The sequence below is a fragment of the Modestobacter marinus genome, assembly GCF_019799945.1.
Lineage (GTDB): Bacteria > Actinomycetota > Actinomycetes > Mycobacteriales > Geodermatophilaceae > Modestobacter > Modestobacter marinus_B.
Window position 1 is genome coordinate 111,538 of sequence record NZ_JABGCH010000009.1, and the last position, 22,165, is coordinate 133,702.

21 protein-coding genes are annotated in these 22,165 nt (G+C 74.9%); 13 read left to right on the plus strand and 8 right to left on the minus strand.

The genetic code is table 11. From position 1 onward, the window contains the following. The first annotated feature begins 7 nt into the window (after positions 1-7). Positions 8-820 carry a DUF3159 domain-containing protein gene (locus HK417_RS10710; RefSeq protein WP_308123509.1) on the plus strand — a complete coding sequence of 271 codons (813 nt, stop codon included), beginning with the start codon at positions 8-10 and terminating at the stop codon, positions 818-820. Between the two features lie 58 nt (positions 821-878). Here the strand turns inward: HK417_RS10710 and HK417_RS10715 are convergent, their stop codons facing one another. Beyond that, positions 879-1,544, minus strand: a complete 666-nt coding sequence (locus HK417_RS10715; RefSeq protein ID WP_222266193.1) for a potassium channel family protein — start codon at positions 1,542-1,544, stop codon at positions 879-881. Then, entirely contained in the window at positions 1,544-2,221 is a 678-nt protein-coding gene (locus tag HK417_RS10720; RefSeq protein ID WP_368858521.1) for a TrkA family potassium uptake protein, read from the minus strand. Before HK417_RS10720 ends, HK417_RS10715 begins: the two co-directional genes overlap by 1 nt. A gap of 169 nt (positions 2,222-2,390) precedes the next feature. Here HK417_RS10720 and HK417_RS10725 point away from each other — a divergent pair, with 169 nt between their 5' ends. Together HK417_RS10725 and HK417_RS10730 are read left to right on the plus strand one after the other, a co-directional pair. Then, positions 2,391-4,427, plus strand: a complete 2,037-nt coding sequence (locus HK417_RS10725) for an APC family permease (protein WP_222266195.1) — start codon at positions 2,391-2,393, stop codon at positions 4,425-4,427. 43 nt (positions 4,428-4,470) lie between these two features. Then, the gene (locus tag HK417_RS10730; protein WP_306433799.1) at positions 4,471-5,724 is read left to right on the plus strand and encodes a class I SAM-dependent RNA methyltransferase; all 1,254 of its coding nucleotides are present in this window, start codon (positions 4,471-4,473) and stop codon (positions 5,722-5,724) included. A gap of 41 nt (positions 5,725-5,765) precedes the next feature. Here the strand turns inward: HK417_RS10730 and HK417_RS10735 are convergent, their stop codons facing one another. After that, positions 5,766-5,987 carry a hypothetical protein gene (locus HK417_RS10735; RefSeq protein ID WP_222266198.1) on the minus strand — a complete coding sequence of 74 codons (222 nt, stop codon included), beginning with the start codon at positions 5,985-5,987 and terminating at the stop codon, positions 5,766-5,768. Between the two features lie 116 nt (positions 5,988-6,103). On the opposite strand from HK417_RS10735, the gene HK417_RS10740 reads away from it, so the two are divergent. The 3 genes from HK417_RS10740 (at position 6,104) to HK417_RS10750 (ending at position 8,816) form a co-directional block, all read left to right on the plus strand. After that, a complete protein-coding gene (locus tag HK417_RS10740; protein WP_222266200.1) occupies positions 6,104-6,469 on the plus strand; it encodes a hypothetical protein in 366 nt (121 codons plus the stop codon). 113 nt (positions 6,470-6,582) lie between these two features. Beyond that, the gene (dxs, locus tag HK417_RS10745) at positions 6,583-8,529 is read left to right on the plus strand and encodes a 1-deoxy-D-xylulose-5-phosphate synthase (protein ID WP_222266202.1); all 1,947 of its coding nucleotides are present in this window, start codon (positions 6,583-6,585) and stop codon (positions 8,527-8,529) included. After that, positions 8,526-8,816, plus strand: coding sequence for a thiamine-binding protein (locus HK417_RS10750; protein WP_222266204.1), 291 nt, complete (start codon positions 8,526-8,528; stop codon positions 8,814-8,816). The genes dxs and HK417_RS10750 overlap by 4 nt, the downstream gene beginning before the upstream one ends. Positions 8,817-8,861: 45 nt before the next feature. On the opposite strand, the gene HK417_RS10755 is transcribed toward HK417_RS10750, so the two are convergent. Both HK417_RS10755 and HK417_RS10760 read right to left on the minus strand, forming a co-directional pair. Next, positions 8,862-10,949 (minus strand): 3-hydroxyacyl-CoA dehydrogenase NAD-binding domain-containing protein, encoded by a 2,088-nt coding sequence (locus tag HK417_RS10755; protein ID WP_222266206.1) that lies wholly within the window; start codon positions 10,947-10,949, stop codon positions 8,862-8,864. Continuing rightward, a complete protein-coding gene (locus HK417_RS10760) occupies positions 10,946-12,151 on the minus strand; it encodes a thiolase family protein (RefSeq protein ID WP_222266208.1) in 1,206 nt (401 codons plus the stop codon). The genes HK417_RS10755 and HK417_RS10760 overlap by 4 nt, the downstream gene beginning before the upstream one ends. A 154-nt stretch (positions 12,152-12,305) precedes the next feature. Between HK417_RS10760 and HK417_RS10765 the strand changes: the two genes are divergently transcribed. From HK417_RS10765 to srmL, 3 genes are all read left to right on the plus strand, one after another. Beyond that, entirely contained in the window at positions 12,306-13,151 is an 846-nt protein-coding gene (locus tag HK417_RS10765) for a hypothetical protein (protein WP_222266210.1), read from the plus strand. Next, the gene (locus HK417_RS10770) at positions 13,148-13,684 is read left to right on the plus strand and encodes a DUF1697 domain-containing protein (RefSeq protein ID WP_222266212.1); all 537 of its coding nucleotides are present in this window, start codon (positions 13,148-13,150) and stop codon (positions 13,682-13,684) included. The genes HK417_RS10765 and HK417_RS10770 overlap by 4 nt, the downstream gene beginning before the upstream one ends. Positions 13,685-13,883: 199 nt before the next feature. Continuing rightward, positions 13,884-15,059: a PheS-related mystery ligase SrmL gene (gene srmL, locus HK417_RS10775; protein WP_222266214.1), complete on the plus strand. Its 1,176-nt coding sequence runs from the start codon at positions 13,884-13,886 to the stop codon at positions 15,057-15,059. Here srmL and HK417_RS10780 read toward each other — a convergent pair. The 3 genes from HK417_RS10780 to HK417_RS10790 all read right to left on the minus strand — a co-directional run bounded on the left by HK417_RS10780 (position 15,056) and on the right by HK417_RS10790 (position 17,706). Next, positions 15,056-16,303 carry a ribonuclease D gene (locus tag HK417_RS10780; RefSeq protein WP_222266285.1) on the minus strand — a complete coding sequence of 416 codons (1,248 nt, stop codon included), beginning with the start codon at positions 16,301-16,303 and terminating at the stop codon, positions 15,056-15,058. The two genes, srmL and HK417_RS10780, sit on opposite strands and share 4 nt — an antisense overlap. Next, positions 16,300-17,010, minus strand: coding sequence for a LuxR C-terminal-related transcriptional regulator (locus tag HK417_RS10785; protein ID WP_222266216.1), 711 nt, complete (start codon positions 17,008-17,010; stop codon positions 16,300-16,302). The genes HK417_RS10780 and HK417_RS10785 overlap by 4 nt, the downstream gene beginning before the upstream one ends. Positions 17,011-17,085: 75 nt before the next feature. Next, positions 17,086-17,706 carry a DUF3000 domain-containing protein gene (locus tag HK417_RS10790; protein ID WP_222266218.1) on the minus strand — a complete coding sequence of 207 codons (621 nt, stop codon included), beginning with the start codon at positions 17,704-17,706 and terminating at the stop codon, positions 17,086-17,088. Between the two features lie 118 nt (positions 17,707-17,824). Between HK417_RS10790 and hemE the strand changes: the two genes are divergently transcribed. From hemE to hemQ, 4 genes are read left to right on the plus strand one after another with little or no spacing between them, the layout of a single operon-like run. Beyond that, complete coding sequence (gene hemE / locus HK417_RS10795) at positions 17,825-18,871, plus strand: uroporphyrinogen decarboxylase (protein ID WP_222266220.1); 1,047 nt, start codon at positions 17,825-17,827, stop codon at positions 18,869-18,871. Then, entirely contained in the window at positions 18,868-20,223 is a 1,356-nt protein-coding gene (gene hemG, locus HK417_RS10800) for a protoporphyrinogen oxidase (protein ID WP_222266221.1), read from the plus strand. Before hemE ends, hemG begins: the two co-directional genes overlap by 4 nt. Then, positions 20,220-21,140 carry a DMT family transporter gene (locus tag HK417_RS10805; protein ID WP_222266222.1) on the plus strand — a complete coding sequence of 307 codons (921 nt, stop codon included), beginning with the start codon at positions 20,220-20,222 and terminating at the stop codon, positions 21,138-21,140. Before hemG ends, HK417_RS10805 begins: the two co-directional genes overlap by 4 nt. 50 nt (positions 21,141-21,190) lie before the next feature. Further along, positions 21,191-21,907 (plus strand): hydrogen peroxide-dependent heme synthase, encoded by a 717-nt coding sequence (gene hemQ / locus HK417_RS10810; RefSeq protein ID WP_222266223.1) that lies wholly within the window; start codon positions 21,191-21,193, stop codon positions 21,905-21,907. The last annotated feature ends 258 nt before the right edge of the window (positions 21,908-22,165 follow it).

Consider the following 22,165-nt stretch of genomic DNA (forward strand, 5'->3'; position numbering starts at 1 on the left):
CCTGCGCGTGACGGAGGCGCCCGCGGGGGAGGGCCGGGACGGGGCGACCAGCCCCACCTTCGACCGGCACCTGGTGCTCGAGCAGCTCGGTGGCTGGCGGGGCATGGTCGACGCGTCGCTGCCCACGGTGGCGTTCATCGTCGCCAACTCCGTCGGCGGTCTGACGGTGGGCATCTGGGCGGCGGCCGGCGCCGCCGTCCTGGTGTTCCTGCTGCGCCTGCTCCGCCGGGAGACCGTGCAGCAGGCCGTCAGCGGCCTGTTCGCCGTCGGCATCGCGGTGGCCATCGCCGCGTACTCCGGCCAGGCCCGCGACTTCTTCGCCCTGGGCATCCTGCGCAACGCCGGCATCGGCGTCGTCCTGCTCGGCTCGCTGCTGGTCCGCCGTCCGCTGGTCGGGGTCGTCGCCGAGTTCCTGGCCCCCAGCCACCTGGGCGCGATGGCCTCGCACCGGCTGCCCTCGCTGCGCGGCGGACTGCGCCGGGAGCGGCCGCTGCAGGCCGTCGGTGAGGCCACCGCCGCGGCGACCAGACGCGAGCCGGACGCCGAGCCCGAACGGCACTGGCGCGACGACCCCCGGATGCTGCGCGCCTACGGCTGGCTCACCGTGCTGTGGGGCGGGGTGTTCCTGCTCCGCGCGGCGGTCCAGGGATTCCTGTACTGGCGCAACGAGGTCGAGTGGCTGGGCACCTCGTCGCTGCTGCTGGGCCTCCCGCTCACCGCCGTCGAGCTGGTGGTGACCCTGTGGGTGGTCTCCCGGCTGCACCGGCACCGCTCGGACACCGACGCGCCGTCCGACGGCCAGGAGCGCCCGGCCGCCTGAAGAAGGACCCCGTTCTCCTCACCCCTCGCGCGCTCGGGGCGAGCCGCTGAACGGGGCCTCAGGCGCCGCCGCCGCCCATCGTCTTCTGCAGCTGCTCCTCGATGTCCCCGTGGGTGACGAACAGGAGCTCGTCGCCGGCCTCGAGCGGCTCGTCGGCGTCGGGGGTGATGACCCGGTCGCCGCGCAGGATCGTGGTCAGCACCGTCTCGCGCGGCAGCGGGACCTCGCTCACCGGTCGGCCCACCCACGGGGTGTCCTCGGCGAGGGTGATCTCCACGAGGTTGGCCGCGCCCTTCCGGAAGCTCATCAGCCGCACGACGTCGCCGACGGTCACCGCCTCCTCGACGAGGGCGGCGAGCACCCGGGGCGTGGAGACCGCGACGTCGACACCCCACGCCTCGGTGTAGAGCCACTCGTTGCGCGGGTCCTTGACCCGGGCGACCACGCGGTTGACCGCGAACTCGGTCTTCGCCAGCAGCGAGACGACCAGGTTGGCCTTGTCGTCACCGGTCGCGGCGATCACCACGTCGCAGGTGGCGAGCTGGGCCTCCTCCAGGGAGGACACCTCGCACGCGTCGGCCTGCACCCACTCGGCGCCGGGAACGGCCCGTGGCTTCACCCGGGAGCCGTTCTTCTCGATCAGCATGACGCTGTGGCCGTTGCCGAGCAGCTCCCCGGCGATGGACCGGCCGACGGCGCCGGCGCCGACGATGGCGACGCGCATCAGCGGTGCCCTCCCACATGACCGTGCTCCACCGTCTGGTGCACCCGGTCGGTGAGCTCGTCGGTGGCGGCGACGACGAGGTGGTCGCCGGACTGCAGCACGGTGGACGACGTGGGCAGCAGGGCCTCGCCGAAGCGGACGAGCCAGGCGGCGCGGGCCCCGGAGGCGTTCTCCAGCTCCGTCAACGGCCGGCCGACCCAGCCGTCGGTGACGGTGAGCCGCATGAGCAGGACCTTCCCGGTCGGCTCCCGCCAGACCTCGCTGACCTTGACCGACAGCAGCTCGCGCATCAGGCGGTTCACCGTCCACGGGACGGTGGCCACGCTCGGGATGCCCATCCGCTCGTAGACCTCGGCGCGCTTGGAGTCGTAGATCCGGGCCACGACGTGCTCGACGCCGAACGTCTCCCGCGCCACCCGGGCGCTGATGATGTTGGAGTTGTCGCCGCTGCTGACCGCGGCGAACGCGCCGGCCGAGTCGATGCCGGCGTCGAGCAGGGTCTGCCGGTCGAACCCGAGCCCGGTCACCTGGCGACCGCCGAACTCCGGCCCCAGCCGGCGGAAGGCCTCCGGGTCCTGGTCGATGACCGCGACACTGTGGCCGATCGCCTCGAGACGCCGGGCGATCGCCGAGCCGACCCGGCCGCAGCCCATCACGACCACGTGCACCTGTTCCACCCCACCTGGTCGACCCGCGTCGCCCGGTCCGATCACTCGGGCGTACAGCGCGCGAACGTACACCTGGAACCGACCCGCGGGCGGTGGGCGGGGCCGTGTCAGGGACCCGGGGGAGTGAGGTCGCCCGCACTCGCGGCACGCGAGGCTGCGGCGTCCGTACCATCGCCGCGTGCCATCCCTGTCCGACCTCGGACAACTGCCCAAACGCCTCGTGCTCGGCCGGCCGGTCCGCAGTGACCGGGCCGGTGAGTCGTTGCTCCCCAAGCGCCTGGCGCTGCCCATCTTCGCCAGCGACCCGCTGTCGTCCGTGGCGTACGCGACGCAGGAGATCCTGCTCATCCTGACGCTGGCCGGGACGGCGTTCCTCTTCCTGGCCCCGTGGCTGGCGGCGCTGGTCGTGCTGCTGCTGGTCGTCGTCGTGCTCTCCTACCGGCAGGTGGTGCACGCCTACCCCTCCGGTGGCGGCGACTACGAGGTCGCCATGAAGAACCACGGCCAGTTCGCCGGTCTGGTGGTGGCCAGCGCGCTGCTCACCGACTACGTGCTGACGGTCGCGGTGTCGGTGAGCTCGGGCACCGACAACATCATCTCGGCGTTCCCCTCGCTGGACGAGCACCGCGTGGCCATCGCCGTCTCCCTGGTCGTGCTGCTGGTGGCGGCGAACCTGCGCGGGGTGCGGGAGTCCGGCAAGACCTTCGCCGTCCCGACGTACCTGTTCATCAGCGGGATCCTGGTGATGGTCGTCACCGGCCTGGTCCGGGACTTCCTCACCGACAACCCGGTGGTCGCCGAGAGCGCCGGGTACTCGATCGAGGCCGAGCCCGGGTACACCCAGCTGACCGGGCTGGCGCTGATCTTCTTCGCGCTGCGGGCCTTCGCCTCCGGCTGCACCGCGCTCACCGGGGTGGAGGCGATCGCCAACGGTGTGCCCGCGTTCAGGCCGCCGAAGAGCCGGAACGCCGCCACCACCCTGGCGCTGATGGGCGGCATCGCAGCGACGATGTTCGTCGGCGTGACCGCCCTCGCGCTGCTCGGTGACGTCAAGTACGTCCAGCACCCCTGCGACCTGGTCGGCTTCGCGAACTGCGCGACCGAGCCGCAGCGGACCGTCATCGCCCAGGTCGCCGCGGCGACCTTCGGCGGACCGAGCTCGCTCGGCTTCTACTACGTGCAGGCCGTCACCGCGCTGGTGCTGATCCTCGCCGCCAACACCGCGTTCAACGGGTTCCCCCTGCTGGGCTCGGTGCTCGCGCAGGACCGGTTCATGCCGCGCCAGCTGCACACCCGCGGCGACAAGCTGGTCTACAGCAACGGCATCCTGCTGCTCGCCGGGTTCGCCGTCCTGCTCCTGGTTGCGTTCGAGGCCGACTCCACGCAGTTGATCCAGATGTACATCGTCGGCGTCTTCACCAGCTTCACCATCGGGCAGTGGGGCATGGTGCGGCACTGGAACCGCGACCTGCGCGCCGCGACCGATCCCGCGGCCCGGCGGCGCATGCAGCGCTCCCGGGTGATCAACACGATCGGTGGCACGCTGACGACCGTGGTGCTGGCCATCGTGGTCGTCACCAAGTTCGTCTCCGGCGCGTGGATCGTCATCTGCGCGATGCCGCTGATCCTGCTGCTGATGAAGTCGATCAACCGGCACTACTCGCACGTCGCCAGCCAGCTGATCCCGGACAGCGACGCGCGGATGAGGCCCAGCAAGGTGCACGCGGTCGTGCTGGTGTCCAAGGTCCACAAGCCTACCCTGCGGGCGCTGGCCTTCGCCCGGGCCACCCGGCCGGACGTGCTCACCGCGCTCACGGTGAACGTGGACGACGCCGAGACCCGCGCCCTGCAGGCCGACTGGGAGCGCTACGACGTCCCGGTGCCGCTGACCGTGCTGGACTCGCCCTTCCGCGAGATCACCCGCCCGGTGCTCGACTTCGTCAAGGACATCCGGCGCTCGAGCCCGCGGGAGCTCGTGGTGGTGTTCGTGCCGCACTACGTGGTCGGGCACTGGTGGGAGAACCTGCTGCACAACCAGAGCGCCCTGCGGCTGCGCACCCGGCTGCAGTTCCTCCCCGGCGTGATGATCACCAGCGTGCCGTGGCAGCTGGAGAGCTCCCTCGACCACGCGCCCCTCAACGGGGCCGGCGGCCCGGCGCCCGGCGACCTGCGCCGCGGGCTGACCGACGAGATGGAACAGACCCCCTATGGGTAAGGACCACGCTGCCCCCCACCGCTCGCAAGCTCGCGGCGGGCCCCTGCAGCGCGGCCAGGCGGCCGGCGCGGGTTGGGTTGGGAACCGTTTCGAGGTCACCGTGGGCCCGGTCGCGCACGGCGGGCACTGCGTGGCCCGGCACGAGGGGCGGGTCGTCTTCGTGCGGCACACGCTGCCCGGCGAGCGGGTGGTCGCCGAGGTGACCGAGGACCGGCACGCGTCCTTCTGCCGCGCCGACGCGGTCGAGGTGCTCGAGGCGGCCCCCGACCGGGTCGAGCGGCCCTGCCCCTACAGCGGGCCGGGCCGGTGCGGCGGCTGCGACTGGCAGCACGTCGGCCACGCGGGGCAGCTGCGGCTCAAGGCCGACGTCGTCCGGGAGCAGCTGGCCCGGCTGGCCGGCCTGGACGTCGACGTCGTCTGCGAGGCGCTGCCCGGCGGGCCGCTCCGCTGGCGGTCCCGGGCCCGCTTCGCGGTCGACCGCTCGGGGGCGCCGGGGCTGCGCCGGCACCGCTCGCACGACGTCGTCGTCCTCGACGACTGCCCGATCACGGCCGAGCCCGCCGCGCAGGCCGTGCTGTCCCGGTCGTGGCCGGGCGCGGGAGCGGTCGACGTCTCCGTCGACTCGGCGGGCGTCGTGACGACGACCCGGCTGGACCGCCGCGGCCGGCCCACGTCCACCCGGATCCTGCGACCGGGGGCCGAGGTGCCCGCGGAGCCCACCGGCCGCGCGCAGCGCACCGTCGGCGGCCGGGACTGGGAGGTCGAGGGCACCGGCTTCTGGCAGGTCCACCCCGCCGCGGCCGATGCCCTGGTGGCCGCGGTCGCCGGGTACGCCGCCGTCGGGCCGCGGGAGACGGTGCTGGACCTCTACGCCGGCGCCGGGCTGTTCGGTGGCGCGCTCGCCCCGGCGGTCGGCGCGGAGGGCCGGGTGGTGTGCGTGGAGTCCGACGCCGCGGCGTGCGCCGCCGCCGACGCGAACCTGGCGGACCTGCCGCAGGCGGAGGTGTGGCAGGGCGACGTCGACGCCCCCGGCCTCACCGAGCTGCTCGGCGAGCTGGGCCGGCCGGACGTCGTCGTGCTGGACCCCCCGCGGGCCGGCGCCGGTCCGGACGTCAGCCGGGTGCTGGCCGGGGCCGGGCCGCGCGCGCTGGTGTACGTGGCCTGCGACCCCGCGTCGCTGGCCCGGGACGTCGGGGTGCTCACCGGCGCGGGCTACCGGCTGGACGGGCTGCGCGCCTTCGACTGCTTCCCGATGACCGCCCACGTGGAGTGCGTCGCGCTGCTCTCCCGGGCGTAGCCGCCCCGGCGGGTCTCCCGCGCGTAGCCGCCCCGGCGGGCTCAGGCCCAGGGGTCGCTGGTGTCCCGCGCGCAGACCGGGCAGGCCCGCCCCTCCGCGCCGCCCTCCGGCGGCCAGTCGCCGACCACCAGGGTGACCTTGGCGCCGCACTCCGCGCCCCAGGGCGGCTCCTTGCGGGTGGTCGCCAGCGCCAGCACCGCGTGCCCCTCGCCGACCGGCTGTCCGTCCGCGCCCGCCCGCCGCCCGATGACGTACTCGCTCATGGGGGAGTGCTACCACCGAGCGGGCCGGGTGGCCATGCGGCCCGGCGAGGATCACGATCCGAACATGCGTTCGAGTGGCTCTGTCGCCGGCCAGGACCGCGGGCCACACTGACGGGGTGGACGCACTTCCGCCGGGCTGGCCGGACGAGGTGGCCCCGCCGGGCGCCCCCGGCTGGGAGCGCACCGCCGTGGCCTGGTTGTACGACCTCGTGCCCCCGGACTACCGGTCGCACGAGGTGCTGCGTCGCTATCCCGTGCTGCTCGCCCGCTTCGCCGCGGACCACGTCGAGGCCGGGCTCGAGGCGGCGCGGGCCGGCTGGCGGACCGTCCGGGTCGAGCTGGCCGACCAGTTGCCGGCCGACGCCATGGAGGCGGCGATCAGCGCCTACGAGCGGGAGGGCGCCCGGCTCGGCCGCGCCGCCCGCGGCGTGGAGGTGGTGGCCGCGGCGCTGCGGGGCGAGCGCTGGGTGCCGCGGCTGTGAGACCTGCTCCACTCACCCGGGGAGCGTCGCCGCACGCGGTTACAGTGGGATGCCACCCGGCGGCGCCCGTACCACCCACCGCGCCGCCGACGTCGAGAGGACCCTGCACCGTCGTGTCGCTGCTCCGTTCGCTGACCGGGCCCGCCGACCTGCGGGCACTGCAGCCCGACCAGCTCCCCGTCCTCGCCGCCGAGATCCGCGACGCGCTGGTCACCAGCGTCGCCCGGACCGGCGGCCACCTGGGCCCCAACCTCGGCGCGGTCGAGCTGACCATCGCCGTCCACCGGGTCTTCGACTCCCCGCGCGAGCCGGTCGTCTTCGACACCGGCCACCAGGCCTACGTGCACAAGCTGCTCACCGGCCGCCTCGACGGCTTCGCCCAGCTGCGCCAACGCGGCGGGCTGTCCGGCTACCCCAGCCGGGCGGAGAGCGAGCACGACTGGGTGGAGAACAGCCACGCCTCCACGTCGCTGTCCTACGCCGACGGGCTGGCCAAGGCCTTCGCCGTCCGCGGCGAGTCCCGCCCGGTCGTTGCGGTCATCGGCGACGGCGCGCTCACCGGCGGCATGGCCTGGGAGGCGCTGAACAACATCGCCGCCGCCCAGGACCGTCAGGTGGTCATCGTCGTCAACGACAACGGCCGGTCCTACTCGCCGACCATCGGCGGCGTGGCCGACGCGCTGGCCAGCCTCCGGCTGCGGCCGGGCTACGAGGAGGCACTGGCCGCCGTCCGGCAGGCGCTGCACCGCGCGCCCGTCGTCGGCACGAAGCTGTACGACGCGCTGCACGCGATCAAGAAGGGCCTCAAGGACGTCCTGTCCCCGCAGGGCATGTTCGAGGACCTCGGCCTGAAGTACGTCGGCCCGGTCGACGGTCACGACATCGAGATGATGGAGTCCGCCCTGCGCCGGGCCCGCGACTTCGGCGGCCCGGTCATCGTGCACGCGGTCACCACCAAGGGCTTCGGCTACCCGCCGGCGGAGACCGACACCATCGACGCCTGGCACTCCACGGGGGTCTTCGAGCCCGACAGCGGGCTGTCCTCGGCGGCCAAGGGCCCCGAGTGGACCGACGTCTTCGCCGACGAGCTGGTCCGGATCGGCACCGAGCGCTCCGACGTCGTCGCCATCACCGCCGCGATGCTGCACCCGACCGGGCTCGCGCCGTTCGCCGAGCGGTTCCCCGAGCGCACCTTCGACGTCGGGATCGCCGAGCAGCACGCCCTCACCTCGGCCGCGGGGATCGCGATGGGCGGCCTGCACCCGGTGGTCGCGGTCTACTCGACCTTCCTCAACCGGGCCTTCGACCAGGTGCTGATGGACGTCGCCCTGCACCGCCAGCCGGTCACCATCGTGCTGGACCGGGCCGGGGTCACCGGCTCGGACGGCGCCTCGCACAACGGCATGTGGGACATGTCGATCTGTGGCGTCGTCCCGGGGCTCCGGCTGGCCGCGCCGCGCGACGAGGCCACCCTGCGCGAGGCGCTGCGCGAGTCGGTGGAGGTGACCGACGGGCCGACCGTCGTCCGCTTCCCGAAGGGCGCGCTGCCGCCGGAGCTGCCCGCGCTGGAGCGCCGCGGCCCGGTCGACGTGCTGCGCCGGGGTGCGGGTGGGCCGGGTGACGGTGAGGTGCTGCTGGTCGCCGTCGGCTCCCTGGTGCCGATGTGCCTGGCCGCCGCCGAGCGCGCCGCCGACCACGGCATCGAGGTCACCGTCGTCGACCCGCGCTGGGTCCTCCCGGTCAGCGGGGAGCTGGTCGGGATGGCCCGCGAGCACAAGCTGGTCGTGACCGTCGAGGACAGCGGCCGGGCCGGCGGCGTGGGGACGACGCTCACCCAGGCGCTGCAGGACGCCGACTGCGACGTCCCGGTGCGCAGCCTCGGCCTGCCGCAGCAGTTCTTCGAGCACGGCAGCCGGGGGCAGGTGCTCGCCGACGCCGGCCTCACCGAGCAGGACGTCGCCCGCCGGATCGTCGAGTGGGCCGCCCGGGTCGCCGAGCGCGGCACCACCGACCCGAACGTCACCGCCGCGGTCCAGGACATCGAGGGCCGCCAGCCGTGACCGACCGGGTCATCGCCGAGATCCAGGTGGCCCCCTCACCGCCCGGCACGGCCGAGGACCCGCACGCCCACGTGGAGGCCGCGATCGCGGTCATCCAGGCGTCCGGGCTGCGCTGCGAGGTGGGTGCGCTAGGCACCACGCTCGAGGGCGACGCCGATACGGTGTGGGCGACGCTGCGGGCCGCGCACGAGGCGATGCTCGCCGCCGGCGCGACCAGCGGGATCTCGCACCTGAAGGTCGCCAGCGTGAACCGGACGATGGAGTCGCTGACCCGCAAGTTCCGGTAGGCGTGGCCGGTGACCAGGTGCCCTGATCATCGCCGGTCCGTCTCGTCACGCCGGCAGCGAGGCCACGCCCTTCGGCAGGAACCGCTGGCCGGTGACCGCCTCGGAGACCCCGGCCCGGTCCAGGTAGGCGGAGATCCCGCCCAGCCAGAACGGCCAGCCGGCGCCCAGCAGTATGCACAGGTCGATGTCCTGGACCGCCTGCACGACGCCCTCGTCGAGCATCAGCCGGATCTCCTGGGCCAGCGCCCGCTCGGCCCGGTCCCGCAGCTCCTCGGCGGTCAGCGGCGAGTCGCCCGCGTCGATGCCGGCCAGGTCCGGGTCGACGACGCCGGGTCCGGAGAAGACCGACGCCTTGCCGAGCTCGACCATGCGGCGCAGCCCCGCGCCGACGGCGAACCGGTCGGGGAACGCCTCGTGCATCCGCTCGGCCACGTGCAGCGCGACCGGCGGGCCGACCAGCGACAACAGTTCGAACGGCGTCATCGGCAGCCCCAGCGGCTCGAGCGCGCGCTCGGCCACCACCACCGGGGTGCCGGCGTCCACGGCCGCGGTGACCTCGCCGAGGAACCGGGTGAGCAGCCGGTTCACCACGAACGCCGGGGCATCGGCGACGAGCACGCAGGACTTCGCCAGCGCCTTGCCGACGGCGAACGCGGTGGCCAGGGTGGCGTCGTCGGTCCGCTCGGCGCGCACCACCTCCAGCAGCGGCAGCACCGCGACCGGGTTGAAGAAGTGCAGGCCGACGACCCGCTCGGGGTGCTGCAGCTCGGCCGCCATCTCGGTCACCGACAGCGCCGAGGTGTTGGTGGCCAGCACGCACTCCGCGGAGACGACGGCCTCGACCTCGGCGAGGACCTGCTGCTTGACCGAGAGCTCCTCGAACACCGCCTCGAGCACCAGGTCGGCGTCGGCGAACGCGGCCTTGTCCAGCGACCCGGTCACCAGGCGCTTGAGCCGGTTGAGCCGGTCGGGGGAGAGCCGGCCGCGGCCGGCCAGCTCGTCCAGCTCCCCGTGCACGTAGCCGACGCCCTTGTCCACGCGGACCTGGTCGACGTCGGTCAGGACGACGGGCACCTCGAGCCGCCGGACGAGGAGCAGCGCGAGCTGGGAGGCCATCAGCCCCGCACCCACCACGCCGACCTTGGTGACCTGCCGCGCCAGCATCCGGTCCGGCGCACCGGCCGGCCGCTTGGCCCGCCTGTTGACCAGGTCGAAGGAGTACAGGCCGGCCCGCAGCTCGTCGCTCATGAGCAGGTCGGTGAGCGCGTCGTCCTCGGCCGTCGTCCCGGCGGTGAACGCGTCGCCCTCGGCCCCGGCCCGGGCGAGGTCCAGCAGCTCCACGGCGCGCAACGCCCCCGGGGAGGCGTTGCGGGTGCGGGCCTGCACGATCTGCCGGGCCCGGGCGAGCGCGTCGTCCCACGCCAACCGGTCCACCTCGGGACGGCGCACGACGACGTCCCCGCGGAGCACTCCGGCCGCCCACTCCAGTGACCGCTCCAGGAAGTCGGCCGGCTCGAACACCGCGTCCGCGATGCCCAGCTCGGCGGCCCTCGGGCCCGGGGTCGTCTTGTTCTGCGCGAGCGCGTTCTCCACGATCACCGAGACCGCGCCGTCGATGCCGATCAGGTTCGGCAGCAGCTGCGTGCCGCCCCAGCCGGGCACCAGGCCGAGGAAGACCTCGGGGAACGCGACGAACGCGCCGCCGCTGATCGTGCGGTAGGAGCAGTGCAGGGCCAGCTCGAGGCCGCCGCCGAGCGCCGCGCCGTTGACGAAGGCGAACGTCGGGACGGCGGCGTCCTTCAGCCGGCGGAACACCCGGTGCCCGGCCTCGGCGATCTCCCGGGCCTGGTCGGCCGAGGTGATCGCCGGGACGCCGGAGAGGTCGGCGCCGACGGCGAAGACGAACGGCTTGCCGGTCACGGCGATCGCCGCCGGGGCCGGGGTGTGCGCGGCGACCTCGTCCAGCGCGGCGTCCAGCGACGCCAGCCCGCCGGGGCCGAAGGTCGAGGGCCGGGTGTGGTCGTGGCCGTTGTCGATGGTGATCAGCGCGATCTCACCGGCCAGCCCGGGTACCCGGACGAACCGGACACAGGCGTGCGTGACGACCTCGTCGGCGAACAGTGCGTCCCTCACTTCTCGACACCCTCCCAGTTCGGGTTCTCCCAGGTCACGGTGCCGCCCATGCCGATGCCGATGCACATGGCGGTGAGGCCGTAGCGGATGTCGGGCCGCTCGGCGAACTGGCGGGACAGCTGCGTCATCAGCCGCACGCCGGAGGAGGCCAGCGGGTGGCCGACGGCGATGGCGCCGCCCCAGGGGTTGACCCGCCCGTCGTCGTCGGCGATGCCGAAGTGGTCGAGGAACGCCAGCACCTGGACGGCGAAGGCCTCGTTCAGCTCGAACAGGCCGATGTCCTCGATGGACAGCCCGGTTCGGGCCAGCGCCTTCTCGGTCGAGGGGATCGGGCCGACGCCCATGACCTCCGGCTCGACGCCGGCGAAGCCGTAGCCGACCAGCCGCATGCCGATGGTCAGCCCGAGCTCGCGGGCGACGTCCTCGGCGGCCAGCAGGCAGCCGGTGGCGCCGTCGTTGAGGCCGGCGGCGTTGCCCGCGGTGACGGAGCCGTGCGGGCGGAACGGGGTCTTCAGCGAGGCCAGCCCGTCGAGCGTGGTGTCCGGGCGGGGTGGCTCGTCGACCGTGGCCAGGCCCCAGCCGTGCTCGGTGGACCGGGTGGCCACCGGGACGAGCTCCGGGCCGATCTGGCCCGCTGCCACGGCCGTGGCGTACTTCTGTTGGCTGGCCAGGGCGAACGCGTCGGCCCGCTCCTTGGTCAGGTGCGGGAAGCGGTCGTGCAGGTTCTCCGCCGTGGCCCCCATGACCAGCGCCGAGGAGTCGACGATCTTCTCGCTGACGAACCGGGGGTTCGGGTCGACGCCCTCGCCCATCGGGTGGTGGCCCATGTGCTCGACGCCGCCGGCGATCGCCACGTCGTAGGCGCCGAAGGCGATGCCGGACGCCGTGGTGGTCACCGCGGTCATCGCGCCGGCGCACATCCGGTCGATCGCGTAGCCGGGGACGGACCTCGGCAGGCCGGCGAGCAGCGCGGCGGTGCGCCCGATGGTCAGGCCCTGGTCGCCGATCTGGGTGGTGGCCGCGATCGCGACCTCGTCGACCCGGTCGGCCGGCAGGGACGGGTTGCGGCGCATCAGTTCGCGGATGCAGCGCACGACCAGGTCGTCGGCGCGCGTCTCGGCGTAGATGCCCTTCGGGCCGGCCTTGCCGAAGGGGGTGCGCACGCCGTCGACGAAGACGACCTCGCGCAGCGAGCGGGACATGGGACCTCCGCGGTGGGTTGCGTGCCGCCCCGGGGGGAGGACCGGCCGCACAGAAGTTACCTGCCGGTAACCGCCAGGCCAATGCACCTCCTCGACACGGGTGAGACGGGCGCCCGCCCCGTACGATCTGCCCCTCGCGATGGGCGGAGGCGTCATGGGCGGCAGGCGGACGGCGCTGCGGCGACTGGTGCCCTGGGCCGCCGTGGGGCTGCCGCTGGTCGACGCGCTGCCGGTGCTCACCGGGGTCCTGCCCGTGGCGGCCGGCATCGCCGCCGCCGTGGTCCTCGAGGCCGCGCTCGCGATCGTCGTCGTCGCCGGGTGGGTGGTCTTCCGACGGGCCTGGTGGACGGCTCGGGCACGGGGCGACCGGCGGTCCGAGGCGCTGCTCGCCGGGCTGGCGGCCACGGCGCCCCCGCTGCTGGTCCGGCTGGTCCGCGCCGAGGTGGGCCTGTGGCAGTCGCTGTGGTGGGCCGTGCGCCGCCGCCGGGCCGTCACACCGGGCCAGACGGCGTTCTCCGCCACGTCCCGCATCGGCGTGATGCTGTGGGCGACCATCGCGCTCACGCCGGTGGAGATGGCCGCCGTCCACGTGCTGCTGCCGTGGCAGTCGGTGCGGGTCGTCGTGCTCGTGGTGAGCCTGGTGTCGCTGGTGTGGATGGTGGGCTTCGCGTTGGCGCTCCAGCAGCGTCCGCACGTGCTGGACAGCGAGCGGCTGATCGTGCGCTTCGGATCCCTCCGGGAGGTCGTCGTCCGGCTCGCCGACGTCGTCGACGCCCGCGCCGCGACCACCGTCGACCACCGGCGGAGCCTGGAGGTCGCCGACAGGCGGGTGGCCCTGTCGGTGCTGGGCGAGTCGAGCGTGCGCCTGCAGCTGCGCCCCGGGGCCGCGGTCGGCCTCGACGGCGGGTCGGTGGCCGCCGAGCAGGTGCTGTTCTTCGCCGACGACCCGCGCGGCCTCGTCCGTGCGCTGCGCGCGCTGGTCGCGGAGTCCGCCGCGTGACGCGCTTAGTGCTGCTGCTGCGCGGCATCAACGTCGGCCGCGCCCACCGCATCGGGATGGCGGACCTGCGGGAGCTGCTGCGCGCAGAGGGGCACGGCGATGTCGCCACCGTGCTGCAGAGCGGCAACGTGGTCCTGGACTCGCACCTGCCGCCCGGCGAGCTGGCGCGCTCGGTGGAGCGGGCACTGGAGCGGCGGTTCGGGTTCCCGGTGCCGACCGTCGTCCGGACCGCCGACGAGCTCCTCGGGGTCGTCGCGAAGGACCCGCTCGGTGCGGTCGCCACGGACCCGACGCGCTACGTCGTCAGCTTCTTCGCCGAGGTGCTGCCCGCTGAAGTGGACGAGTTCCTCCGTGGCGTGGACCCGGGCGACGACGCCTTCGCGGTCGACGGCCGTGAGCTCTACCTGTGGTGCCCGCACGGCCAGCTGAAGAGCCCGCTCGCCGCGGCCCTGGGCAAGCGCCGTGGTGGCCCGGTCGGCACTGCGCGCAACTGGGCCACCGTCGGCAAGATGGCGGACCTCCTGCAGCGCTGAGCCGATCCGGCCGCGAATCTCGTGGACGACGCCGCGCGGGCGGAGCTACCGTCGGCCCGTGCTCCAGCACCTGACCTCCTTCGTCCGCCCCCGGCTGCCGCGCAGCCGTGGGGGCGCCGAGGTCTGCCGGTAGCCCGTCGCGGAGCCGTCGGCTGGGGGTGATGCCCTCCTCCCCGCCGACCACCCGAGAGGGACTCCCGTGACCACCTTGCTCTCCACCTCCGACCTCCAGGTCGCGCTCGAGCTGCGCGACCTGTCCGACCCCGCCCACGGTCCGCACGCGATGCAGCCGCTGCTCGACGACGTGCTCGCGGCCCTGACCGGTGCCTGGCGCTGCCGCGTGGACGTGCGGCGACACCGGCCGCTGGTCAGCGTCGAGGACAACTACGACCGCCTCGGCTACGCCACCACCGACGTCACCCGCGACGCCCGCTACAGCCGCTACGTCGCCGAGACGGTCATGCTGCGCAGCCACACGACCGCCGGCGTCCCGCCCGCCCTCCGGGCGCTGGCCGCCGCGCACACCGGCGATGCCGAGGTGGACGTGCTGCTGGCGTTGCCCGGGCTGTGCTATCGCCGGGACAGCATCGACCGGCTGCACGTGGGCACGCCGCACCAGCTCGACCTGTGGCGGATCACCACCGTCGGCGCCGCCGGCCGGCGATGGAACGCCGGCGACCTGCAGGAGATGGTCGAGCTGGTCGTCGGCGCCGTCCTGCCCGGGGCACGCGCGCGCACCTCGCCGGCCCGGCATCCGTACACCACGCACGGTCTGCAGGTGGACGTGCACACCGGCGGCGGCTGGGTGGAGCTGGCCGAGTGCGGTCTGGCCGCCGGGCACGTGCTCCGCGGCGCCGGGCTGGACCCGGACCGCTGGAGCGGCCTGGCGCTGGGCATGGGCCTGGACCGGGCGCTCATGCTCCGCAAGGGCATCGACGACATCCGGGTGCTGCGCTCGACCGAACCGCGGATCGCCGCCCAGCTGCTCGACCTGGCTCCGTGGCGACCCGTGTCGGCGCAGCCGGCGGTGCGCCGCGACCTGTCCATCGTCGCCGACGCCCCGGTCGACGCCGAGCTGCTCGGCGACGCCGTGCGCGCCGCGCTGGGCCCGGCTGCCGAGGACCTCGAGTCGGTGACCGTCCTGGACAGCGTGGGCCACGCCGACCTCCCGGAGGCCGCCCGCCGGCGGCTCGGGCTGGCCCCGGACCAGGTCAACGTGCTGCTGCGGCTGGTCCTGCGCCCGCTGGCCGGGACCCTGACCGACCAGCAGGCCAACCAGCTGCGCGACCAGGTGTACGCGGCCGTGCACCGCGGACCCCATCAGGAGTGGGCCGCCCGCGGCGATGTTCCCGCGGGTGTCGGCCGGCAGCGCTAGCCGGCGGCGATCGCCTCGGTCAGCAGGTCCCGGGTCAGCTCGATCTGCCACGGCCGGGCGCCGCCGTCCCGCAGCACCCCGGCGACGGCCTCCGGCGTGGCCGGCGACGGCGGGGTCCACATCAGCCGGCGCACCAGGTCGGGGGAGAGGACGTTCTCCACCGGCACCGACCACCGCGCGGACAGGTCGGTGAGAGAGGCGCGGGCGGCCTTCAGCCGGGCCGCGGCGGCCGGGTCGCGGTCGGCCCAGCGGTTGACCGGGGGAGGACCGTCGCCGGGGCGGCTGTGCAGCGGGAGCTCCGTCTCCGGCAGCGCCCGGCCGCGGGCCAGTGCGGCGAACCAGGTGTTCACCAGCTTGCGGTTGGCCCGGCCGCGGAACACCGGCAGCTCGAGCAGTGCGCTCTCGGTCTTCGGATCGGCCTGCACCGCCGAGACCATGGCCGCGTCGGGCAGCACCCGGCCGGGGGCGATGTCACGGCGCCGGGCGAGCTCGTCGCGGGTCTGCCACAGGGACCGCAGCATGCCCAGCTGCCGCCGGCTGCGCAGCCCGTGCATGCCTGACGTCCGCCGCCACGGGTCGGCCTTGGACGCGGGCGGGCCGGCGGCCAGGATCGCCTCGAACTCCTGTCGGGCCCACTCGGTCTTGCCCTGCTCGGCCAGGATCTGCGCGAGCGCGTCCCGCAGGTCGACCAGCACCTCGACGTCGAGGGCGGCGTAGACCAGCCAGTCCTCCGGGAGCGGACGTGTGCTCCAGTCCGCGGCGGAGTGCCCCTTCTCCAGGGAGTACCCGAGCAGCGACTCGACCACGGCGCCCAGCCCGACCCGGGGGAGCCCGGCCAGCCGGGCGGCGAGCTCGGTGTCGAACAGCCGGGCGGGGACCAGGCCGATCTCGGCGAGCGAGGGCAGGTCCTGGTTGGCCGCGTGCAGCACCCACTCGGTGTCGGCGATCGCCGCCTGGATCACCGACAGGTCGGGCAGCGGGACCGGGTCGACGAGGCCGGTGCCGGCGCCCGCCCGGCGCAGCTGCACGAGGTAGGCCCGCTGGCCGTAGCGGTAGCCGGAGGCGCGCTCGGCGTCCACGGCGACCGGCCCGGAGCCGGTGGCGAGCGCGTCGGCGTACTCCACCAGCGCGGTGGAGGTGTCGATGACCGGGGGCAGCCCGTCGCGGGGGGCGGTCAGGGGGACGGCGGCCGGGGCGGCGTCGTCCGGTCCCTCGACGTCCGCGGGCTGCGGGTCGGCGCTCAGTGGATCACCCCCGAGCGGATGCCGAGCGCCACCATGTGCGCCCGGTCGCCGGTGCCCAGCTTGCGCGCGATGCGTGCCAGGTGGCTCTTCACGGTCAGTGCGGACAGGTCCACCTTCTCGTCGATCTCCTTGTTCGTGTGCCCGTCGGCGACCAGCCGGAGGATGTCGCGTTCCCGGGGCGACAGCTCGCCGACCGCCTCCTCCGCCCCGTTCCGGGTGAGGCCCCGGGCCAGGCTGCTGGCGATCCCCGGATCGGCGTAGACCTCGCCGGACAGCGCCGCCCGCAGGCCCTCGGTCAGGGTGCGGAGCGGGCTGGTCTTCAGCACGTACGCCTGGACGCCGGCCAGGACGGCCGCGCGGACGACGGCCGGATCGGTCACCGAGGTGAGGACGACGGTCACCGGCCACCCCTCGGCGCGCAACGTGGGCAGCAGCTCCAGCCCGCGGCCGGGATCGGCGACCTGACCCGGGTGCTCCGCTCCCGACTCCGGCAGGTCCACCTCGAGCACGCACAGCGCCCGCGGCCCGGAGACCTGCGCGCGGACCCGCGCCTCCTCGAGCGACGCGGCCTCCTCGACCTCCCGCGCGCCGAACGCGCGCAGCCGGCCGGCGAGCGCCTCGCGCAGCAGGGGGGAGGGGTCGACGAGCAGGGCACCGGCGACGCGGTCGAACGGCAGGCCGTCGGACCACGGAGCCCCGTACGGCATCGACCCTCCCGTCGTCCGGCGTGTCAGCGCGATCGGGCGAGTCGCCGGTACGCCGAGTGGAGTACGCGGAGGAGTCTAGGCGTCGGGTCGGACGTTCCGCTCCGCGCCGAGCAGGTGCACGCCCGGTGGCGGCAGCCCGGCCGCGTTGCCCAGCACCTCCAGCCAGGCGACGAGGTGGTGGTCGAGGTCGGTGCCCTCCGCCGTCCACGAGGCCCGGATCTCCACGTCGACCGAGTGCTCGGGCGCGGCGATCGAGCCGAAGCGGGTGGAGGCGGTGCGGGTCACCGTGCCGCCGATGGCGTGGTGGGCGGCGCCGCACTCGGCCAGCGCGTCGACCAGCCAGCTCCACACGACCTCGGAGAACATGGCGTCGTCGACCATCTGCTCGTCGGTGCTCGCCGAGACGTAGCCGACGCAGCGGGTGGTCCCCTGCCAGGCCTCGTGCCCCTCCGGGTCGAACAGCACGATGAACCGGCCGCTGGCCAGCTCCTCGTCCTCGTCACCGGGGACGCCGACGTGCGCGCCGACGGCGTACGCCCACGGCGCGAGCCGCTGCGGGGCCGGGATGTGCTCGAGCACGACCTCCGGGCGGGGGCGCACCGTCGCCAGGGCGTCGAGCGCGGCCTGGAAGTCCGCCGGCCGCGCTGCCGCGGCGGCCGGGGCGTCCGCCGGTGGACGCGTGCGCTGAGGTGCCACCTCCGCAGGGTAGGGCGGCGGTGACCCCGTGGAGCGTCCCGACGCGCCACTCGTGCCCGGCGGTGCCCTCCCGGACGGCGGGAGCCCCGGTCCGGGGTGTCTGGGAGACTCGTCGGTCGTGGGAACAGCTGCGGGACCTCTGCTCGACTCCGACCTCGTCCGGGCGGCCCGCGGCCTCCCCGTCTCCCGGACCCCGGTGTGGTTCATGCGGCAGGCCGGGCGCTCGCTGCCGGAGTACCGCGCGCTGCGGGCGGGCACCCGCATGCTCGAGGCCTGCCAGGACCCCGACCTGGTCGCCGAGATCACCCTGCAGCCAGTGCGCCGGCACGGGGTGGACGCGGCGATCCTCTTCTCCGACATCGTGCTGCCGCTGGTCGTCGCCGGTGTGGACATCGACATCAAGCCGGGCGTGGGGCCGGTCATCGCCCAGCCGGTGCGCAGCGTCGCCGACGTCGACGCGCTGCCGGCGCTGCAGCCGGACCGGCTGGACTTCCTGGCCACCGCCGTCCGCCGGCTCGTCGGCGAGCTGGGCGACACCCCGCTGATCGGATTCGCCGGGGCGCCGTTCACCCTCGCCACCTACCTGATCGAGGGTGGCCCCTCCAAGGAGCACGCCCGCACCAAGGCGTTCATGTACGCCGAGCCGGAGGCCTGGCGGCGGCTGCTGGAGCGGCTCGCGGTCAACGCCGCCACCTTCCTGCGCGCGCAGGTCGACGCCGGCGTCAGCGCGGTGCAGCTGTTCGACTCGTGGGCCGGGGTGCTCTCCGCGGTCGACTACGGGACGCGCGTGCTGCCGCACTCCCGGGCGGTGTTCGACGGGCTGGCCGCTCCCGAGCTCCCGAAGATCCACTTCGGCGTGGGCACCGGGGAGCTGCTGCCGCTGATCGGCGAGGCCGGCGTGGACGTCGTCGGCGTCGACTGGCGGGTGCCGCTGGACGAGGCCGCCCGCCGGGTGGGGCCCGGCTACTCGCTGCAGGGCAACCTCGACCCGGCCGTGCTGCTCGCCGACCGGGCGACCGTCGACCGCGAGGTGCGGCGGGTGGTCGAGCAGGGCCGGGCGGCCCGCGGCCACGTGTTCAACCTCGGGCACGGCGTGCTCCCGGAGACCGACCCCGGCGTGCTCACCCACGTCGTGGAGCTGGTGCACGAGCTGAGCGGCCGATGAGGTTCGTCGTGGTCGGGGGCGGCCTGACCGGGCTGGCCGCCGCCTGGGAGTGGCGGCAGGTGCACCCCGACGACGAGGTCGTCGTGCTCGAGGCCGCGCCGCGTCCCGGCGGCAAGCTCGACCGGATCGAGCTGGCCGGTCAGTGGTACGACACCGGCCCGGAGGCGATGCTCGCCCGGGTGCCGGAGGCGCTGGAGCTGGTCCGCGAGCTCGGCCTCGGCGACCAGCTGGTGGCGCCGCGGACGACGCAGGCCGCCGTCGTCCTGCCCGAGGGGAGCTTCCCGCTGCCCGCCGGCACCGTGCAGGGCGTGCCCACGTCCGCGATCGGGCTGGACGGCGTCCTGACCCCGGCCGGCGTGGCCCGGGTCGCCGCGGAGGCCGACCTGCCGCCGCTGCGGCTGGACGGCGACGTCGCGGTCGGGCGGCTGCTGCGCGAGCGGCTCGGCGACGAGGTGGTCGACCGGCTGGTCGAGCCGTTGCTCGGCGGGGTGTACGCCGGCCGTGCCGACGAGCTGTCGCTGGCCGCGACGATGCCCGGGCTGTTCGCGCAGCTGCGCCGCTCGTCCTCGGTGCTGGCGGCGGCCACCGCCGAGCGGGAGGCGGGCGCGCGCAGCCGCGGGGACGACGACGGCCCGGTGTTCATGACCGTCGCGCCGGGCATCGGCTCGCTGCCCGACGTGCTGCTGCGGGCCAGCGGCGCGGAAGTCCGGCTGGGCACCCGCGCCGAGCGGCTGCGGCGGACTCGCGCCGGCTTCGACGTGGAGCTGGCCGGTGGGGAGGTGCTGGCCGCGGACGCCGTCCTGCTGGCCACCCCGGCCGGGCCCACCGCGCGGCTGCTCGCCGAGGTCGCCCCGGGCGCGGTCGAGCCGCTGGCCGGCATCCCGTACGCCTCGATGGCGGTCGTCGCGATGGCGTTCCCGGCCCAGCCGCTGCCCGCGGGCTCCGGCCTGCTCGTGCCGCCGGTGACCGGCCGGCTGGTCAAGGGGGTCACGGTCTCCTCGGCGAAGTGGCCGCACCTGTCCGAGGGGGGCGTCGTCCGGGTCCGCTCGTCGGTCGGGCGGTTCGGGGACGACGACGCCCTGCACCGGGACGACGCCGAGCTCACCGCCGCGGTGGTCGCCGACGTCGCGGACCTGCTGCAGCTGCAGTGCCCCGCGCCGCTGGACACCCGGCTCGTCCGCTGGGACGACGGTCTGCCGCAGTACCTGGTCGGGCATCCCGGGCGGGTGGCCGCGGTCCGGTCCGCGGTGGGCGCCGTACCCGGGCTGGGGGTGGCCGGCGCGGCGTACGAGGGGGTCGGCGTCCCGGCCTGCATCCGCGACGCCCGGCGCGCGGTCGCCGGGCTGTCGTGAGCGCGCCGGCCCGCGTCCGCGGCGCGGCGATCGGCGTGGCGCCGGTCGTCTTCGTGCTGCTGTGGAGCACCGGGTTCGTCGGCGCGAAGTACGGCCTGCCCTACGCCGAGCCGTTCACCTTCCTCGCGCTCCGGCTGGCCCTGGCCGGGGCGTTGCTGGTCGGGCTCGCCGCCGTCCTGCGGGCGGCGTGGCCGGCGGGCCGCGAGCAATCCACCCAAGCCGCCGTCGCCGGCCTGCTGCTGCACGCCGGCTACCTGGGCGGCGTCTTCTTCGCCATCGACCACGGCCTCCCGGCCAGCGTCGCCGCGGTCGTGGTGAGCCTGCAGCCGGTGCTGACCGCGGCGCTGGCCACCCGGCTGCTCGGCGAGCGGCTGGTGGCGCTGCAGTGGCTGGGGCTCGTCCTCGGCGTCGGCGGAGTGCTGCTGGTGCTCGCGCCGGGGCTGGCCCGCGCGGCCGGCGAGGAGGGCGCGCTCCCGCCGATCGGCGTGGTGTCGACCCTGGTGGCCCTGCTGTGCGGTACAGCGGGGACGCTGTGGCAGAAGAAGCACGGCGACGACATCCCACTGGTGTCGGGCACCGCCGTGCAGTACGCCGCGGCCGCCCTGGCGCTGCTCGCGCTGGCCGGGATCGGCGAGACCATGACGATCCGGTGGACGGCGGACTTCGTCCTCGCGCTGGTCTGGCTGGTGCTGCCGCTGTCGCTCGGAGCGGTGCTGCTGCTGATGCTCCTGCTGCGCCGCGGCAGCGCCTCCGGGGTGTCCAGCCTGCTGTACCTGGTGCCCCCGGCCACCGCCGTCGAGGCCTACTTCCTGTTCGGCGAGGAGCTGCCGCTGCTCTCGCTGCTCGGGGTGGTGGTCACCACCATCGGCGTCGCGCTGGTGCTGCGGCCGCCGGGACGCCGGACGTCCCCCGGCTGACCCGGTGGCCCCGCGGCGGCCCGGAACCGCGGGCGCGGGACAATGGCCGCATGAGCGAGCAGACCGGAGAACGCAGCATCGGCAAGCGGGCCAACGAGCTCAACTCCCTGATCCGCTACACGATGTGGTCGGTGTTCCGGCTGGCCCGCCCGCTCGGCGACGACCCGCGCACCGGGATCGCCGACGAGGTCACCGCGCTGTTCGAGGAGCTCGGGGGCAAGGACGTCGTCGTCCGCGGGACCTACGACGTCGCCGGCCTGCGCGCCGACGCCGACCTGATGATCTGGTGGCACGCGGCCAGCCCCGACGCCCTGCAGGACGCCTACACCTGGCTGCGCCGCACCGGTCTGGGCCGGCACCTGGAGCCGGTCTGGTCACAGATGGCGATCCACCGGCCGGCGGAGTTCAACCGCAGCCACATCCCGGCCTTCCTCGCCGAGGAGGAGCCCCGCCGCTACGTGTGCGTGTACCCGTTCGTGCGGTCCTACGAGTGGTACCTGCTGCCCGACGAGGAACGCCGGGACATGCTCAAGGAGCACGGCATGCAGGCCCGTCCCTACCCGGACGTGCGGGCCAACACCGTCGCCTCCTTCGGTCTCGGCGACTACGAGTGGATGCTCGCCTTCGAGGCCGACGAGCTGCACCGGATCGTCGACCTCATGCGCGACCTGCGGGCCAGCCGCGCCCGCCGGCACGTGCGCGAGGAGGTGCCGTTCTACACCGGCACCCGCAAGCAGATCGCGGAGCTCGTCGCCGACCTGCCCTGACGAGCGCGGCCCCGAGGGAGAGCAGGCTGACGAGCGGGACCAGCACCGAGGCGATGCGGGCTGCCGCCGCCGTCCCCGGGGGCCGGCCCGCGCCGACCGGGTCCCCGCCCGCGGGGGCCGGGAGGTGGACCGCCGGCGGGTCGGTGACCGACGTCGACTGTGCGTGCACGCGGGGATCCTGACGGGTCGACCGTCCCGAGGGGGAGAGGCACGTGTCCCTGGTCGCCCGGGACGGTGAGGAGGACCGGAAAGAGGGCG